13 protein-coding genes are annotated in these 14,674 nt (G+C 69.7%); 7 read left to right on the top strand and 6 right to left on the bottom strand.

From position 1 onward, the window contains the following. The first annotated feature begins 17 nt into the window (after nucleotides 1-17). Nucleotides 18-1,337 carry a DUF72 domain-containing protein gene (locus DIE11_RS03215; protein ID WP_124621468.1) on the top strand — a complete coding sequence of 440 codons (1,320 nt, stop codon included), beginning with the start codon at nucleotides 18-20 and terminating at the stop codon, nucleotides 1,335-1,337. A gap of 40 nt (nucleotides 1,338-1,377) precedes the next feature. Here DIE11_RS03215 and msrA read toward each other — a convergent pair whose 3' ends face one another. Further along, the gene (msrA, locus tag DIE11_RS03210; protein ID WP_059684111.1) at nucleotides 1,378-1,938 is read right to left on the bottom strand and encodes a peptide-methionine (S)-S-oxide reductase MsrA; all 561 of its coding nucleotides are present in this window, start codon (nucleotides 1,936-1,938) and stop codon (nucleotides 1,378-1,380) included. Nucleotides 1,939-2,483: 545 nt separating this feature from the next. Between msrA and DIE11_RS03205 the strand changes: the two genes are divergently transcribed. The 3 genes from DIE11_RS03205 to DIE11_RS03195 all read left to right on the top strand — a co-directional run bounded on the left by DIE11_RS03205 (nucleotide 2,484) and on the right by DIE11_RS03195 (nucleotide 5,336). Then, nucleotides 2,484-3,890, top strand: coding sequence for a selenium-binding protein SBP56-related protein (locus tag DIE11_RS03205; protein ID WP_124621466.1), 1,407 nt, complete (start codon nucleotides 2,484-2,486; stop codon nucleotides 3,888-3,890). Next, complete coding sequence (locus tag DIE11_RS03200) at nucleotides 3,887-4,552, top strand: hypothetical protein (RefSeq protein ID WP_124621464.1); 666 nt, start codon at nucleotides 3,887-3,889, stop codon at nucleotides 4,550-4,552. Before DIE11_RS03205 ends, DIE11_RS03200 begins: the two co-directional genes overlap by 4 nt. 274 nt (nucleotides 4,553-4,826) lie before the next feature. Further along, complete coding sequence (locus tag DIE11_RS03195) at nucleotides 4,827-5,336, top strand: flavin reductase family protein (protein WP_124621462.1); 510 nt, start codon at nucleotides 4,827-4,829, stop codon at nucleotides 5,334-5,336. Here DIE11_RS03195 and DIE11_RS03190 read toward each other — a convergent pair. Next, nucleotides 5,323-5,823: an Lrp/AsnC family transcriptional regulator gene (locus DIE11_RS03190; protein ID WP_124621460.1), complete on the bottom strand. Its 501-nt coding sequence runs from the start codon at nucleotides 5,821-5,823 to the stop codon at nucleotides 5,323-5,325. The two genes, DIE11_RS03195 and DIE11_RS03190, sit on opposite strands and share 14 nt — an antisense overlap. A gap of 130 nt (nucleotides 5,824-5,953) precedes the next feature. On the opposite strand from DIE11_RS03190, the gene kynB reads away from it, so the two are divergent. The 3 genes from kynB (at nucleotide 5,954) to kynA (ending at nucleotide 8,910) form a co-directional block, all read left to right on the top strand. Further along, on the top strand, nucleotides 5,954-6,595 hold the full coding sequence (gene kynB / locus DIE11_RS03185; RefSeq protein WP_124621458.1) for an arylformamidase: 642 nt from the start codon (nucleotides 5,954-5,956) through the stop codon (nucleotides 6,593-6,595). 40 nt (nucleotides 6,596-6,635) lie between these two features. Continuing rightward, a complete protein-coding gene (kynU, locus tag DIE11_RS03180; RefSeq protein ID WP_264160568.1) occupies nucleotides 6,636-7,889 on the top strand; it encodes a kynureninase in 1,254 nt (417 codons plus the stop codon). A gap of 94 nt (nucleotides 7,890-7,983) precedes the next feature. Continuing rightward, a complete protein-coding gene (gene kynA, locus DIE11_RS03175; RefSeq protein WP_124621677.1) occupies nucleotides 7,984-8,910 on the top strand; it encodes a tryptophan 2,3-dioxygenase in 927 nt (308 codons plus the stop codon). Between the two features lie 27 nt (nucleotides 8,911-8,937). On the opposite strand, the gene DIE11_RS03170 is transcribed toward kynA, so the two are convergent. The 4 genes from DIE11_RS03170 to mdlC all read right to left on the bottom strand — a co-directional run bounded on the left by DIE11_RS03170 (nucleotide 8,938) and on the right by mdlC (nucleotide 14,653). Further along, nucleotides 8,938-10,335, bottom strand: coding sequence for an MFS transporter (locus tag DIE11_RS03170; protein ID WP_124621456.1), 1,398 nt, complete (start codon nucleotides 10,333-10,335; stop codon nucleotides 8,938-8,940). Between the two features lie 262 nt (nucleotides 10,336-10,597). Next, nucleotides 10,598-11,542: a ketopantoate reductase family protein gene (locus DIE11_RS03165; protein WP_124621454.1), complete on the bottom strand. Its 945-nt coding sequence runs from the start codon at nucleotides 11,540-11,542 to the stop codon at nucleotides 10,598-10,600. A 13-nt stretch (nucleotides 11,543-11,555) separates the two neighbouring features. Continuing rightward, nucleotides 11,556-13,007, bottom strand: a complete 1,452-nt coding sequence (locus DIE11_RS03160; RefSeq protein WP_124621452.1) for an aldehyde dehydrogenase family protein — start codon at nucleotides 13,005-13,007, stop codon at nucleotides 11,556-11,558. Between the two features lie 29 nt (nucleotides 13,008-13,036). After that, on the bottom strand, nucleotides 13,037-14,653 hold the full coding sequence (gene mdlC, locus DIE11_RS03155; protein WP_124621450.1) for a benzoylformate decarboxylase: 1,617 nt from the start codon (nucleotides 14,651-14,653) through the stop codon (nucleotides 13,037-13,039). Between the last annotated feature and the right edge of the window lie 21 nt (nucleotides 14,654-14,674).

The following is a 14,674-nucleotide window of genomic DNA, read 5'->3' as shown; positions in this document are numbered from 1 at the left end:
CTTCACGCTGGGCATGCATGGGTGACGGCAGGACGCGGCGCAGCACGCCGCCGCAACGACAGCAGCGCGACGAAGCGGACGGGTCGCACGCCGACGGGCAGTTCGACCTGTTCGGCGCGTCGCCCGACGACGCGCGCACGGCCGCGCCCGCAAACGACGACAACCCTGCAGGCGCCGGCCAACGCGCGACGCCGGACGAACACGACGCTGCGCCACCGGCAAAGTCGCCCGCGCGCACCGGCCGCACATCGCCCGGCGCATGCGCCGACCAGGAACCGGAACCGTCCCCTGCTTCCGGCCTGCTGTGGGACGAACCGTCGTCGCCGACGGCGCCGCCGAAGAAGGCCCGGCGTCGGCGCGGCGTGCCGCCAGCACCGGTTTCCGCGGAAGTCGCCGACGCGGCGGCCGCGCTGCCACCGAACGTGCGCCTCGGCACATCGTCGTGGTATTTCCCCGGCTGGGACGGCATCGTCTACGACGGCGATTTCGCGCAGACGAAGCTGTCTCGCGAGGGGCTCGAGGCGTACGGCGCGCATCCGCTGCTGAAGAGCGTGAGCCTCGACCGGTCGTTCTACGGGCCGCTGTCGGTGGCCGACTACCTGCGCTACGCGCAACAGGTGCCGGACGATTTCCGCTTCGTCGTGAAGGCGCCGGCGTCCGTCACCGATGCGGTCGTGCGCGGCCGGCGCGGCGAGCCGTCGGGCCCGAACCCGACCTTTCTCGACGCGCAGCTCGCCACTCGCGAATTCGTGCAACCGTGCCTCGAAGGGCTCGGCAGGAAGGCCGGCGTGCTGGTGTTCCAGTTTTCTCCGATGCCCGATCAACTGCTCGCCGAACCGGCCGCGCTGATCGACCGGCTGTCGGCATTCTTCGCGGCGCTGCCGACGCTGCCGCCGGACGCCGACGGCACGCGCTACGCGATCGAGATCCGCGACGCGAGCCTGCTCACGCCGCGCTTCATCCGCGCGCTCGCGACGCTCGGCGTGCGCTACTGCGTCGGCCTGCATGCGCGGATGCCCGATCCGCTGCGCCAGGCAGCCGCGCTCGCGCTGCTCGACGGCGATGCACCGGGCCCGCTGATCGTGCGCTGGAGCCTGCATGGCGGCTTCAAGTACGAACAGGCAAAAGCGAAATACGAGCCGTTCGACAAGCTCGTCGACGAAGATCCGGCCACACGCTCGGCGCTCGCCGAACTGGCCGCGCGCTACGCGCTGGCCGGACAGCCCGTGATCATCACGATCAACAACAAGGCGGAAGGCTCCGCGCCGCTGTCGTGCCTCGCGCTCGCGCGCGAGATCGCCGCAGCGTGCGCGCAGTGGCGCAGCGAGGCGGCGTAAGCATCGCGGCGCGGGCGCCGCTTGCGCGTCGGCGAACCGGTTACGCGCCGCGCAGCGACTTCAGCCGGTGCGAGAACTTCTGGCGGAATTTCGCGAGCTTCGGCCCGATCACGACCGAGCAGTAGCCCTGCCCCGGATTGCGCGCGTAATAGTTCTGGTGATAGTCCTCCGCCGGCCAGTAGTTGCCGTCGAGCGGCACGACCTGCGTGACGATCGGCTGCCCGAACACCTGCTCGCGCTCCAGTTCGCGGATCACGTCGAGCGCGACGTCGCGCTGCGCGTCCGAATGCGTGAACACGACCGAACGGTATTGCGTGCCGACGTCGTTGCCCTGCCGGTTCAGCTGGGTCGGATCGTGCGTTGCGAAGAAGATCTCGAGGATCTCGCGATAACCGATGCGCGCCGGATCGAACGTCACGTTCACGACCTCCGCGTGACCGGTATCGCCGTCGCATACGTCGCGATAGCCGGGATTGCGCGTGTGGCCGCCTGCATAGCCCGACTGGACGGCCGTCACGCCGTCGACGTCGAGAAACACGGCCTCCGTGCACCAGAAGCACCCGCCGCCTACAGTCGCGGTTTCAAGCATCTCGTTCACCATGAAATCATTACCTCGTTGATGACAACGGCCGGCACGCGGGCACGCGGCGGCGTCGCCGGTCCGCATCGCCGCAGCCCGGTTACCCGGCGCGCAGCGGCAGCGTCCAAGTATCTCACTCGTGCGCAAATCCGGCAGAACCGCATGCGTGCCGCGCACCACCGGCCGCGCGTTTCTCGTCTACACTTAGGCACGCCTCGCCGCAACGGCACACCGTCCGGCTGCGCGCAGCGTCCGATGCATGCCCGTCCTGATGCCAACATCATCTGCCGGAACATCGATATGCACGCCTCAGCAGACTGCGCCCGCATTGCGGGCCCGACCGCCGTCGCTTTCACCGCACCCTCGCGCCGCCGTGCGCCCGCTGCGCCGCATGCGCGGCGATCCGGCGCACCGCGTTTCCCTGCTTTCCCGACCTGATGCACCGCACCGCGCGTCCTCCATCGCGCGGCCGCCGGAGCATTGCCGTCACGCAACCTGTTCGACCCGCACGTTCGCAGCGAACGTCCGTGCACCCGTGATCCGATACGACCGAGAGAGGCACCACGATGAGCATGCGGCCTGACCCGACATTTCACGCTTCGCCGGAACTTGCGATGCAGGCGCCGGCGGAGGAATTTGCCTATACGTTGTTGCTGAGCCCCGATTTTTCCAGACCCGACGCGCTCGCCGTGATCGACGTGAAACCCGGCTCGGCGACCTACGGCAAGATCGTGCACACGGTGACGATGCCGAACACCGGAGACGAATTCCACCACTTCGGCTGGAATGCGTGTTCGTCGTCGCTGTCGCCGCTGACCGGCCACGCATTCCTCGAACGCCGCTTCCTGATCATCCCGGGCCTGCGTTCGTCGCGGATCTACGTGATCGACACGAAGCCGCACCCGACTCAGGCGCGCATCCACAAGATCATCGAGCCCGACGAGGTGTTCGCCAAGACCGGCTATTCGCGGCCGCATACGGTTCATTGCGGCCCCGAAGGCATCTACGTGAGCACGCTCGGCGGCGCGGGCAAGGACGGCACCGACGGCGCGCCCGGCATCTTCATCATGGACTGCGAGACCTTCGACGTGCTCGGCCGCTGGGAGATCGACCGCGGCTCGCAGGACAAGCATTACGACTTCTGGTGGAACCTGCCGCGCGACTACATGGTGTCGAGCGAATGGGCGCTGCCGCCGCAATTCGAGAACGGCATCGTGCCGGAGGACTTGCTCGCGAACAAGTACGGGCACCGGCTGCATTTCTGGGACCTGCGCGCGCGGCGCAACGTGCAGACGATCGATCTCGGCGCGCAGCACCAGATGGCGCTCGAGGTGCGGCCCGCGCACGATCCGGTGCGCGAATACGGGTTCGTCGGCGTCGTGGTCGACACGACCAATCTCGAAGGCTCGATCTGGACCTGGTGGCGCGAAGGCGGCCAGTTTCACGTGAAGAAGACCGCGACGATTCCGCCCGAGCCGGCCGCGGCCGACGAACTGCCGCCGCTGCTCCAGGGTTTCGGCGCGGTGCCGCCGCTCGTGACCGACATCGACCTGTCGCTCGACGACCGCTTTCTGTACGTGTCGTGCTGGGGCACCGGCGAGATGCGCCAGTACGACGTGTCGGATCCGCATCATCCGGTGCTCGCGGGGTCGGTGCGTATCGGCGGGATCGTGCGCCACGCGCCGCACACGAACGGCCGCGCGTTCGCCGGCGGCCCGCAGATGGTGGAAATCAGCCGCGACGGCCGGCGCGTGTACTGGACCAACTCGCTTTACTCGACGTGGGACGACCAGTTCTATCCGGACGGCGTGCCGGCCGCGCAGGTGCTCGCGCATGCGGGGCCGGACGGCGGGCTGACGCTCGCCGACGACTACTGGGTCGACTTCCCCGACGGCTATCGCGCGCACCAGATCCGGCTCGATGGCGGCGACTGCTCGACCGACTCGTTCTGCTATCCGTCGGTCAAGCGTTGAGCGCCGGCCTCTCCGCGCCGCTCGCGCTGTGGGCGGCCGTGCTCGCGAGCGGCGTCTATCACGGGCTCAATCCGGCGATGGGCTGGCCGCTCGCGGTGTCGAACGCGCTGATGACGCGCCGCGGCGGCGCGCTCGTCGCGGCGCTCGGCTATCTCGCGCTCGGCCATGCGCTCGCGGTATTCATGGTGATGCTGCCGTTCGGGCTGCTTGCCGCGCTGCTTGCGTGGCAGTCGGCGATCCGGATCGGCGCGAGCGCGCTGGTGATCGGCTTCGGCGTGGTGCTGCTGATCCGGCGGCGGCATCCGCGTGCGCTCGCGCGGATACCGCCCGCGCGGCTCGGACTATGGTCGTTCGCGGTTGCGCTCGCGCACGGCGCGGGGCTGATGCTGGTGCCGATCTACCTCGGGCTCTGCGGGTTCGACCGGGACGCCGGCCATCGCGCGGCGGCCACGCTCGTCGATGCGCATCTCGGGATGGCACTCGTCGTCGCGGCCGTGCACGCAGCCGCGATGTTCGGCGCGGGCGGCGTGCTCGCGTGGCTCGTGTACCGCTATCTCGGGCTGAAGTTCGTCGCGCGGAGCTGGTTCAATCTCGATGCGGTGTGGGCGTCCAGCCTGATCCTGACGGGCGCGCTGTCGCTCAGGCTGGCGGCGGCGCGATAGCGCCCGGCTCGCGGAGCGGCCTCGGACGGCGCGCAACGAAAGGCGCGGGAACGACCGTTCCAGCACGACGCCGGTGCCGCGCGACAGTGTTCGCTACCTCACGCTAGCCCCGCGATGCGCCGTCCGCACGGGTCCGGCGGTCGCGATTCCGCTAAAATCGGGCCATGCGCACCACTTCCCAATCGACCGCCCTGGCCTTGTCGCCTTTCGTCCGCCGCGCCCGTTGCAGCCGCCGCGCGCCGCGCCCGTCCGTTTCGTTCCGGATGGCCGCCCGATGAACCACGCCACCCCGCCGGATTTCGACTCGGCCGCCTTTCGCCAGGCGCTCGGGCAGTTCGCGACCGGCGTCACGGTCATCACGACGCGTGCGCCGTCCGGGCAGCTGATCGGCATCACCGCGAGCTCGTTCAACTCGGTGTCGCTCGATCCGCCGCTCGTGCTGTGGAGCCTCGCGCACAAATCGGCGTCGACCCCGGTGTTCCGCAACAACAGCCATTACGTGGTGAACGTGCTCGCGGCGTCGCAGCTCGACCTGTGCAAGCGCTTCTCGACCTACAAGGGCGACCGCTTCGAAGGGATCGCGCACGCGGCCGGCAACTCGGGCATGCCGGTGCTCGACGGCGCGCTCGCGTGGTTCGAATGCCACAACCGCAGCCGCTACGACGAAGGCGACCATGTGATCTTCGTCGGCGAAGTGGAACGCTGCGGCGTGCGTGCCGCATCGGATGCCACGGCGCCGCTCGTGTTCCACGGCGGCGGCTTCCACGGCCTCACATCGCTTTGATCGACCCCATGCGCGCCAGCCCGACCGGCGCGCCCGCTTCGTCCTTCAGCGTCTGCAGCACGATGTTCGAACGGATGTCCATCACGCCCGGCGCCTTGTAGAGCCGGTTCAGCACGAAATCCGAATAGTGCTTGAGGTTGTGCGCGAGCACCCGGAGCAGATAGTGGCTCTCGCCCGTCACGACGAACGCGCCGACCACCTCCGGCCATTCGCGCAGCGCTTCCGCGAAGCGCTCGTGCCATTGATTCTCTTCGTTGCGCATCGACACCTGCACGAACGCCTCGAGCTCGAAGCCAAGCTTCTCGCGACTCAGGCACGCGCGATAGTGCTCGATCACGCCCTGCTCCTCGAGCAGGCGCATCCGGCGCAGACAGGCGGACGGCGAAAGCGAGATCCGTTCCGCCAGGTCGAGATTGCTGATTCTGCCCTCCTCCTGCAGTACCGCCAGAATCCGGCAGTCGGTGGCATCAAGCGTGATCGCGTGCATTTTTGGTCCCCGTTTTCCCTCTGATTCGAATTATCTGCCAATCCAGCGGATTGTCCATGTTTATTTCGCAAGCACTTTCTGCGAGCGTCCGCCTATCATTCGAAGCATCGATTCACCGATTCGTCATGCCATGGACACACTCTGGGACATCTCGCCGCCCGTCAGCCCCTCCACCCCCGTATGGCCGGGCGACACGGCGGTTTCCGTCGAACGCGTCTGGCGGATGGAGGCCGGCTCGCCGGTCAACGTAGCGCGCCTGACGCTGTCGCCGCACACGGGCGCGCACTGCGACGCGCCGCTCCACTATGACGCCGACGGCGCGCCGATCGGCGCGGTGCCGCTCGACACCTATCTCGGCCCGTGCCGCGTGATCCACTGCATCGGCGCGTCGCCGGTCGTGCGCCCGGCCGACATCGAGGCCGCGCTGGACGGCGTGCCACCGCGCGTGCTGCTGCGCACCTATGCGCGTGCCAGCGTCGAGCAATGGGACAGCGGCTTCTGCGCGGTCGCGCCCGAAACCGTCGACCTGCTCGCCGCGCGCGGCGTGAAGCTGATCGGCATCGACACGCCGTCGCTCGACCCGCAGGAATCGAAGACCATGGATGCGCATCACCGCGTGCGCGCGCACCGGATGGCGATCCTCGAAGGGATCGTGCTCGACGACGTGCCGCCCGGCGACTACGAACTGATCGCGCTGCCGCTGAAGTTCGCGACGCTCGACGCGAGCCCCGTGCGTGCGGTGCTGCGCGCGCTGCCCGGCCGATCCTCCTGATTCACCGAACCACTGACCCGAGAACCACTGACCCGACATCATGATCAAGACCCGTGAAGACGCGCTCGCCCTCGACCGCGATGACCCGCTCGCCCTGCTGCGCGACCAGTTCGCGCTGCCCGACGGCGTGATCTATCTCGACGGCAACTCGCTCGGCGCGCAGCCGCGCGCGTCGGCCGCCCGCGCGCAACAGGTGATCGGCGCCGAATGGGGCGAAGGTCTGATCCGCAGCTGGAACACCGCCGGCTGGTTCGCGCTGCCGCGCCGCCTCGGCGACAAGCTCGCGACGCTGATCGGCGGCGCCCCCGGCGAGACCGTCGTGACCGACACCATCTCGATCAACCTGTTCAAGCTGCTGTCGGCGATGCTGCGCCATCAGGCCGAGCGCGCGCCGGAACGCCGCGTGATCGTGTCGGAGCGCTCGAACTTCCCGACCGACCTGTACATCGCGCAAGGGCTGATCGAACAGCTCGGCGGCGGCTATGAGCTGCGCCTGATCGACGATCCGGCGGACCTGCCCGGCGCGCTCGGCGCGGACACGGCCGTCGCGATGATCACGCACGTGAACTATCGCACCGGCTACATGCACGACATGCCGGCCGTCACGCAGCTCGCGCACGACGCGGGCGCGCTGATGCTGTGGGATCTCGCGCATTCGGCCGGCGCGGTGCCGGTCGACCTGAACGGCGCGCATGCGGACGGCGCGGTCGGCTGCACGTACAAGTACCTGAACGGCGGCCCCGGTTCGCCGGCGTTCGTGTGGGTGCCACACCGTCATCACGCGCACTTCTCCCAGCCGCTGTCGGGCTGGTGGGGCCACCGTGCGCCGTTCGCGATGCAGCCGGGCTTCGCGCCCGATCCGGGCATCGCGCGCTTCCTGTGCGGCACGCAGCCGATCGTGTCGATGTCGATGGTCGAATGCGGGCTCGACGTGTTCCTGCAGACCGACATGCACGCGATCCGCCGCAAGTCGCTCGCGCTGACCGATGCGTTCATCGCACTCGTCGAGGCACGCTGCGCGGGCCTGTCGCTGAAGCTCGTCACGCCGCGCGCGCATCACCAGCGCGGCTCGCAAGCGAGCTTCGAGCACCCGCACGGCTACGAGGTGATGCAGGCGCTGATCGCGCGCGGCGTGATCGGCGACTACCGCGAGCCGTACGTGCTGCGCTTCGGCTTCACGCCGCTCTATACGCGCTTCGTCGACGTGTGGGATGCCGTCGAGACGCTGCGCGACATCCTGGCCACCGATGCGTGGAAGGCACCCGAGTTCGCCGAGCGCGGCGCGGTGACCTGATCGGCTTTTTGCCCGGCGCGCGCCGCGGTTCCATGCGGATTGCGCGCCGCGCCCCCGTCATTCAATTCTGGAGAGAGTCGTGAATTCTGGTCACATGCAGCCACCCGGCGACGATGCGCCGGCGGGCTGCCCGTTCTCGGGCGCGCGCGCGGCCCAACCGGCACACGAAGCACCGCACGTGCCGGGCGATGCCTCGGGCGATGCCGGCTGGCACAACGCGCAGCTCGATTTTTCGAAGTCGATGAGCTACGGCGACTACCTGTCGCTGAATTCGATCCTCGACGCGCAGCATCCGCTGTCGCCCGATCACAACGAGATGCTGTTCATCATCCAGCATCAGACGAGCGAGCTGTGGATGAAGCTCGCGCTGTTCGAATTGCGCGGCGCGCTCGACGCGGTACGTGGCGACGCGCTGCCGCCCGCATTCAAGATGCTCGCGCGCGTGTCGCGCATTCTCGAGCAACTCGTGCAGGCGTGGAACGTGCTGTCGACGATGACGCCGTCCGAGTATTCGGCGATGCGGCCGTACCTCGGCCAGTCGTCGGGCTTCCAGTCGTATCAGTACCGGCAGCTCGAATTCCTGCTCGGCAACAAGAACGTGCAGATGCTGCAGCCGCATGCGCACCGGCCCGACATCCTCGAACAGGTGCGCGCGACGCTTGAGGCGCCGTCGTTCTATGACGAGGTCGTGCGCCTGCTCGCGCGGCGCGGTTTCCCGATCGCACCCGAGCGGCTCGAGCGCGACTGGACGCAGCCGATGCGGCACGACGAGACCGTCGAGGCTGCGTGGCTCGAAGTCTACCGTCACCCGCAGCAGCACTGGGAGCTCTACGAGATGGCCGAGGAACTCGTCGATCTCGAGGACGCGTTCCGCCAGTGGCGCTTCCGTCACGTGACGACCGTCGAGCGCATCATCGGCTTCAAGCAGGGCACCGGCGGCACGAGCGGCGCGCCGTACCTGCGCAAGATGCTCGACGTCGTGCTGTTCCCCGAGCTCTGGCACGTACGCACCACGCTGTAACGTACGCGTGCGTCATGCGCCCGCGCGTCACGACGACGTGCGGGCCAGTTCCTCCCCTTCGCGCGGCAACGCGCGTTCGCGCGTGAGCCGCGGAATGTGCCGCCGCATCGCGAGCAGCGCGACGCACACCACACTCATCGCGGCGGCCAGCATCGTCAGGTACGCCGTCGCACCGCCCGCGGTGATCACCATCGCGCCCGCGAACGCGCTGAGGATCGCGCCAAGCCGGCCGAATGCGAGCGCGCTCGCGGTGCCGGTCGCGCGAACCGCCGTCGGGTAGATGTACGCGCACAGCGCATACATCGTCGACTGCACCGCGTTGACGAACAGCCCGTGCAGACCGAGCCCGACGATCAGCCAGCCCGTGTGGCGCCCCGCATCGACCCCCATCAGCCACACGGCGCTCGCCGCGCCGCCGATGCTGCAGAGCGCGAGCGGCCAGCGCGAACCCGCATGCGTGATCGCCCATGCGCACAGCAGCGCGCCGATCACGCCGCCAAGGTTGTACGCGGTGAGCCCGGAGCCCGCGACCGACACGCTCAGCCCGCTCGCGGCCAGCATCGTCGGCAGCCAGCTGAACGCCGCATACACGGCGAGCAGGCACATGAAGAAAGCGCACCACAGCGCGATCGTGTCGCGCGCCTGGCCGGCGGCAAACAGCGCGCCGAACCCGCCTCGTGCGCCGGGCGCGCGTGCATCGCGCAGATCGGTGAACGTGGCGTCGGGCGCGACCGGCCGCTGCATGCGCGCGAGCAGCGCGCCGAGTTCCGGCCAGCGCGCGGGGCGGCGTGCCAGGAAGCGCGGCGATTCAGGCAACGCACGCACGAGCACGAAGCCGAGCACGAGCGGCAGCGCGCCGCCGGCGAAGAACAGCCCGCGCCAGCCATAGCGCGGCAGCACCTCGTGCGCGAACAGCCCGGCCAGCATGCCGCCGAGCGGCACGCAGACGATCGTCGCCGTCACCATCATCGTGCGGCGCCGCGCAGGCGTGTATTCGGCCGTCATCGTCGTGGCCGTCGGCAGCGCGCCGCCGATCCCGAGCCCCGCGCAGAAGCGCAACATCGCGATCGTCGCGACATCCGGCGCGAAGCCGATCGCGCAGGTCGCGATGCCGAACAAGAACACGCTGCCGATCACGGCCTGGCGGCGCCCGAAACGGTCCGCGACGATCCCCGCGCACGCGCTGCCGATGCCCATCCCGATCAGCCCGGCGGCCACCGCCGGCGCGAACGCGCCGCGCGTGATCCCCCATTCGCGGATCAGTACCGGAATCGCGAAACCGATCAACTGCCCGTCGAAGCCGTCGAGCACGATCGCGAGCGCGGCGAGCAGCACCACGCAACGCTGCATCGTTGTGAACGGTCCGTCGTCAAGCGTCGCGCCGATGTCGACCGGGGGCGGCTGCAATCCATCGCGCATGCTCATGCGACCTCCCGTGCGCCACGCGTCGGCGGCAAGGGGCGCGCACGGCGCGCGGCAAGGCAACGGCATTCGATGACTTTCATGGCGTCTCCAGTTGCCCGGGCTGGCGCTTGCGCGTGCCCGGATCTCGTGCTGCAGGGTCAGTCGGCGTCCGTGCATCGGCGCCGCCCCCGCGTCTTGTCCCATCCAACCCGATCCGGCGACATCGGCTGCATGCGGCGCGGCCGTATCGTCACGCGGCGCAAGCCCGCCGCCGGCGTGATGCTCAGTCGCGCCGCGCGTCGATCAGCCTGACGAGTGCGAGCAGCGTATCGGTATGCGGCACCGCGATACCCGTCTCACGCGCGGCCGCGACGATCTTGCCGCTGATCGCGTCGATCTCGGTGCGGCGGCCCGCGAGCACGTCCTGCAGCATCGACGGTCGATGGCCGCGATGCGCGTGGATCGCATGCTCGACGTTGCGCGCGATGCGTTCGCCGTCCACCGCGATGCCTTTCGCGCGCGCGACGGCGGCCGTCTCCGCCGCGATCGCGAGCGCGAGCCGTGGGCCGTCAGGTTCGCGGCCGAGCTGGTCGACCGTGCAGCCCGTCGCCGCACACAGCGTGTTGAGCGCCGCGTTGAACGCGACCTTTTCCCAGATCGCGGCCCACACGTCGGCATCGAGCGAACACGCGAGCCCGGCGCGCGACAGCGCGTCGGCCACGGCCGCCGCGAACGGGCGCGCCGCGCCGTCGGCCGTCATCATGCGGATCGCGCCGGCACCGTGCGAGCGCACGTGTCCGGCGCCGGCGAAGTCGGCCGGCCACGTCGTGACGCCGACCAGAATCCGTTCGAGCGGCACGAACGCGTTCAGCGTCTCGACGTTGCCGAGGCCGTTCTGCAGCGTCAGCACGTACGTACGTGAGGTCAGTAATGCGCGCACGCCTTCGAGCGCCGCACGCGTGTGCAGCGATTTCGTGAAAACGATCAGCAGATCGAACGGCATGTCGGGCGATGCTCTTGCCTGCGCATTCGCCGTTTCTGGCCGGACAGCCTGCAGCGCGCGGATGCGGCGTTCGCCGCGATCGTCGTCGATGCGCAGCCCGTCGCGACGGATCGCATCGAGATGCGCATCGTTCACGTCGATCAGCGTGACGGCCTCGCCGTGCTCCGCCAGCAGCGCCCCGAACAGCGAGCCCATCGCACCGGCACCAAGAATCGCAATCTTCATCGTCGGCGGCCTCTCAGAATGGATACTGGCGCGGCGCGGTCTGCACGGTGATCCAGCGCAGGTCCGTGAACGCGGCGATGCCGGCCTTGCCGCCGAAGTGGCCGAAGCCGCTGTCCTTCACGCCGCCGAACGGCATTTGCGCCTCGTCGTGCACGGTCGGGCCGTTCACGTGGCAGATGCCCGATTCGATGCGCGCCGCGACCCGCATCGCGCGGGCGACGTCGCGGCTGAATACGGCCGAAGCCAGCCCGAACGCGTTGTCGTTCGCGCAGCGGATCGCGGCCGCCTCGCCGTCGACCCGGACGATGCCCTTCACCGGCCCGAACGACTCCTCCGCGTAGATCCGCATCGCGGGCGTCACGTGATCGAGCAGCGTCGCCGGGAACAGCGTGCTGTCCGACTTGCCGCCGCACAGCAGCGTCGCGCCGTGCGCGAGCGCATCGTCGATCAGCGCGTTGCAGCGCTCGACGGCCTTCACGTCGATCAGCGAACCGAGCACGACCGGCCCTCGGCGCGGATCGCCGAGCGGCAGCGACGCGGCCTTGACGGCGAGCTTCGCGACGAATGCGTCGGCGATCGACGCATCGACGACGATCCGCTCGGTCGACATGCAGATCTGTCCGGAATTCGCGAATGCGCCGAATGCCGCCGCCGCGACCGCCGCATCGAGATCCGCATCGTCGAGCACGACGAACGGCGCCTTGCCGCCGAGTTCGAGCACCGACGGTTTCAGATGACGCGCGCACGCTTCGGCGACGATCCGCCCGACGCGCGTCGAGCCGGTGAAATTCACGCGGCGCACGGCCGGATGTGCGATCAGCGCATCGACGACGGCACCCGCGTCTTCGGGCGCGTTCGTCACGAAGTTGACGACGCCCGGCGGCAGCCCGGCCTCCTGCAGCGCCTCGACGATCAGCCCGTGCGTGACGGGGCACAGCTCGGAGCCCTTCAGCACGACCGTGTTGCCGCAAGCGAGCGGCAGCGCGAGCGCACGCGCCGCGAGGATCACCGGCGCGTTCCACGGTGCGATGCCGAGCACCACGCCGGCCGGCTGCCGCACGCCCATCGCCAGCGAGCCGGGCACGTCGGACGGGATCAGCTCGCCGCCGGTCTGCGTGGTCAGCGACGCGGCCTCGACGAGCCCGCTCGCGGCAAGGTGCACGTTGAAGCCTGCCCACAGCGCCGACGCGCCGGTTTCGGCCGCCATCGCGACGACGAACTGCTCGTGCTTCGCCTCGAGCGCGGCGGCAGCCTTCAGCAGCAGCGCGCGGCGCGCGCCGGGGCCGAGCGCGGCCCATTCAGGAAACGCGCGAGCGGCCGCGTCGGCCGCCGCGCGCGCATCGTCGACCGTGCCCGCGGGCGCGACCGACGCGACTTCGCCGTCGAGCGGGTTACGGCGCACGAAGGTCGCGCCGCTGGACGACTGGCGGCGTTCGCCGCCGATCAGCATCGATACGGTTTGCATGGATTCTCCGGAAGGACGCGCAACGCGCGTCAGGCAACTTCGACGTCGACGACGACCGGCGTATCGGCCCGCAGCGCGTCGGTCAGCGTTTCGTGCAGGCGAGCGGCATCGGCGACGCGGATGCCGCGGCACCCCATCCCTTGCGCGAGCGCGACGAAATCCAGGTCGGGCAGATCGGTGCCCTGCACCGGATCGTCAGGACCGAAGCCGAACACCGGCGCGAAATCTTGCAGCGCCGCATAGCGCCGATTATTCAGGATCACGAACGTGATCGGCAGCTTCAGCTGCGCGGCGCTCCACAATGCCTGGATCGAATAGAGGCTCGACCCGTCGCCGATCAGCCCGATCACGCGCCGCCCCGGCCGCGCGAGCGCGACGCCAACCGCGGCCGGCATCCCGTAACCGAGCCCGCCGCTATCCATCGTGTAGAACGTGCCGCTGCGCGTGAACGGCAGGTGCGCCTGCATCACCGGCCGCGCGCTCGGGGCTTCCTCGACGACGATGTCGTGTGCGTCGCGCACGTCGTCCAGCGTCTGCAGCGCGAATGCCAGCGACATCCGCTCGCCGGCGGCCGGCGCTTCGGCGCGCGGGCGCATCGGCCGCGGCGCGGGCATCGGCCGCTCGCGCGGCGCCGGCCGGGCCAGCAGATCGCGTGCCGCGAGTCGCAGATTGCCGACGACCGCGTCGCCCGACGGCGTCCATGCGGCGATGCCTGGATCGTCGACGAGCTGCACGAGCTTGGCGCCCGGTGGCACGTGCGGGCCGCAGCCCTCGATGTGATAGGTGAACGCGGGCGCGCCGAACGCGAACACGAGGTCGTGCCCGTCGAGCCGCGCGACGATCTTCTCGCGGATCGCGGGCAGGAAGCCGGCGAACAGCGGATGATCCTCGGGAAAGCTGCAGCGCCCCGACATCGGCGCGACGTACACGCTGACCCGGTGCCGCTCGGCGAGCCGCACGACGTCGTCCCACGCACCGGCCCGATCGACGGCCGCGCCGACCACCAGCGCGGGACGCCGCGCGGCATCGAGCGCGTCGCCGAGCCGCGCGAGCGCATCGGGATCGGGCCGCACGACGCTGCTCACGTCACGGCGCGGCAGCAGCTCGGCCGGTTGGTCCCAGTCGTCGACCGGGATCGACACGAACACCGGCCCGCGCGGCTCCTGCATCGCGATCCGGTACGCCCGCGCGATCGCGGCCGGCACGTCCTGCGCACGCGCGGGCTCGATGCTCCATTTCACGTACGGCTTCGGCAGCTCGGCGGCCTGCGTCGCGCCGAGAAACGGATCGAACGGCAGGATCGCGCGTGCCTGCTGGCCCGCGGTGACGATCAGCGGCGTGCGGTTCCTGAACGCGGTGAACAGGTTGCCCATCGCGTTGCCGACGCCGGCCGCCGAATGCAGGTTGACGACCGCCGCGTTGCCGGTGGCCTGCGCATGACCGTCCGCCATCCCGACCACGACGGCCTCCTGCAAGCCGAGCACGTAGCGGAAATCGGCGGGGAAATCGCGAAACATCGGCAGCTCGGTCGAGCCAGGATTGCCGAACACGCAATCGATGCCGAACTGGCGAAACAGGTCGATGACGGCATCGCGGACGGTGATCGGGGCGGCCGGTGCGGCGGAATGGGACGGGGTGCCGGACATGCTCGGGCGTCTCCTCGGTGG

The organism is Burkholderia sp. Bp9012, from assembly GCF_003853825.1.
Classification (GTDB): Bacteria; Pseudomonadota; Gammaproteobacteria; order Burkholderiales; family Burkholderiaceae; genus Burkholderia; species Burkholderia diffusa.
This window is presented reverse-complemented; position numbering and strand designations above follow the sequence as displayed.

Coding starts and splice junctions, on each gene's coding strand:
- kynU (WP_264160568.1), top strand. CDS start 6,636: ATGATCAAGACCCGTGAAGACGCGCTCGCCCTCGACCGCGATGACCCG.
- DIE11_RS03190 (WP_124621460.1), bottom strand. CDS start 5,823: ATGCACGCGATCACGCTTGATGCCACCGACTGCCGGATTCTGGCGGTA.
- kynA (WP_124621677.1), top strand. CDS start 7,984: ATGCAGCCACCCGGCGACGATGCGCCGGCGGGCTGCCCGTTCTCGGGC.
- DIE11_RS03170 (WP_124621456.1), bottom strand. CDS start 10,335: ATGAGCATGCGCGATGGATTGCAGCCGCCCCCGGTCGACATCGGCGCG.
- DIE11_RS03205 (WP_124621466.1), top strand. CDS start 2,484: ATGAGCATGCGGCCTGACCCGACATTTCACGCTTCGCCGGAACTTGCG.
- DIE11_RS03160 (WP_124621452.1), bottom strand. CDS start 13,007: ATGCAAACCGTATCGATGCTGATCGGCGGCGAACGCCGCCAGTCGTCC.
- kynB (WP_124621458.1), top strand. CDS start 5,954: ATGGACACACTCTGGGACATCTCGCCGCCCGTCAGCCCCTCCACCCCC.
- DIE11_RS03165 (WP_124621454.1), bottom strand. CDS start 11,542: ATGAAGATTGCGATTCTTGGTGCCGGTGCGATGGGCTCGCTGTTCGGG.
- DIE11_RS03215 (WP_124621468.1), top strand. CDS start 18: ATGGGTGACGGCAGGACGCGGCGCAGCACGCCGCCGCAACGACAGCAG.
- msrA (WP_059684111.1), bottom strand. CDS start 1,938: ATGGTGAACGAGATGCTTGAAACCGCGACTGTAGGCGGCGGGTGCTTC.
- mdlC (WP_124621450.1), bottom strand. CDS start 14,653: ATGTCCGGCACCCCGTCCCATTCCGCCGCACCGGCCGCCCCGATCACC.
- DIE11_RS03195 (WP_124621462.1), top strand. CDS start 4,827: ATGAACCACGCCACCCCGCCGGATTTCGACTCGGCCGCCTTTCGCCAG.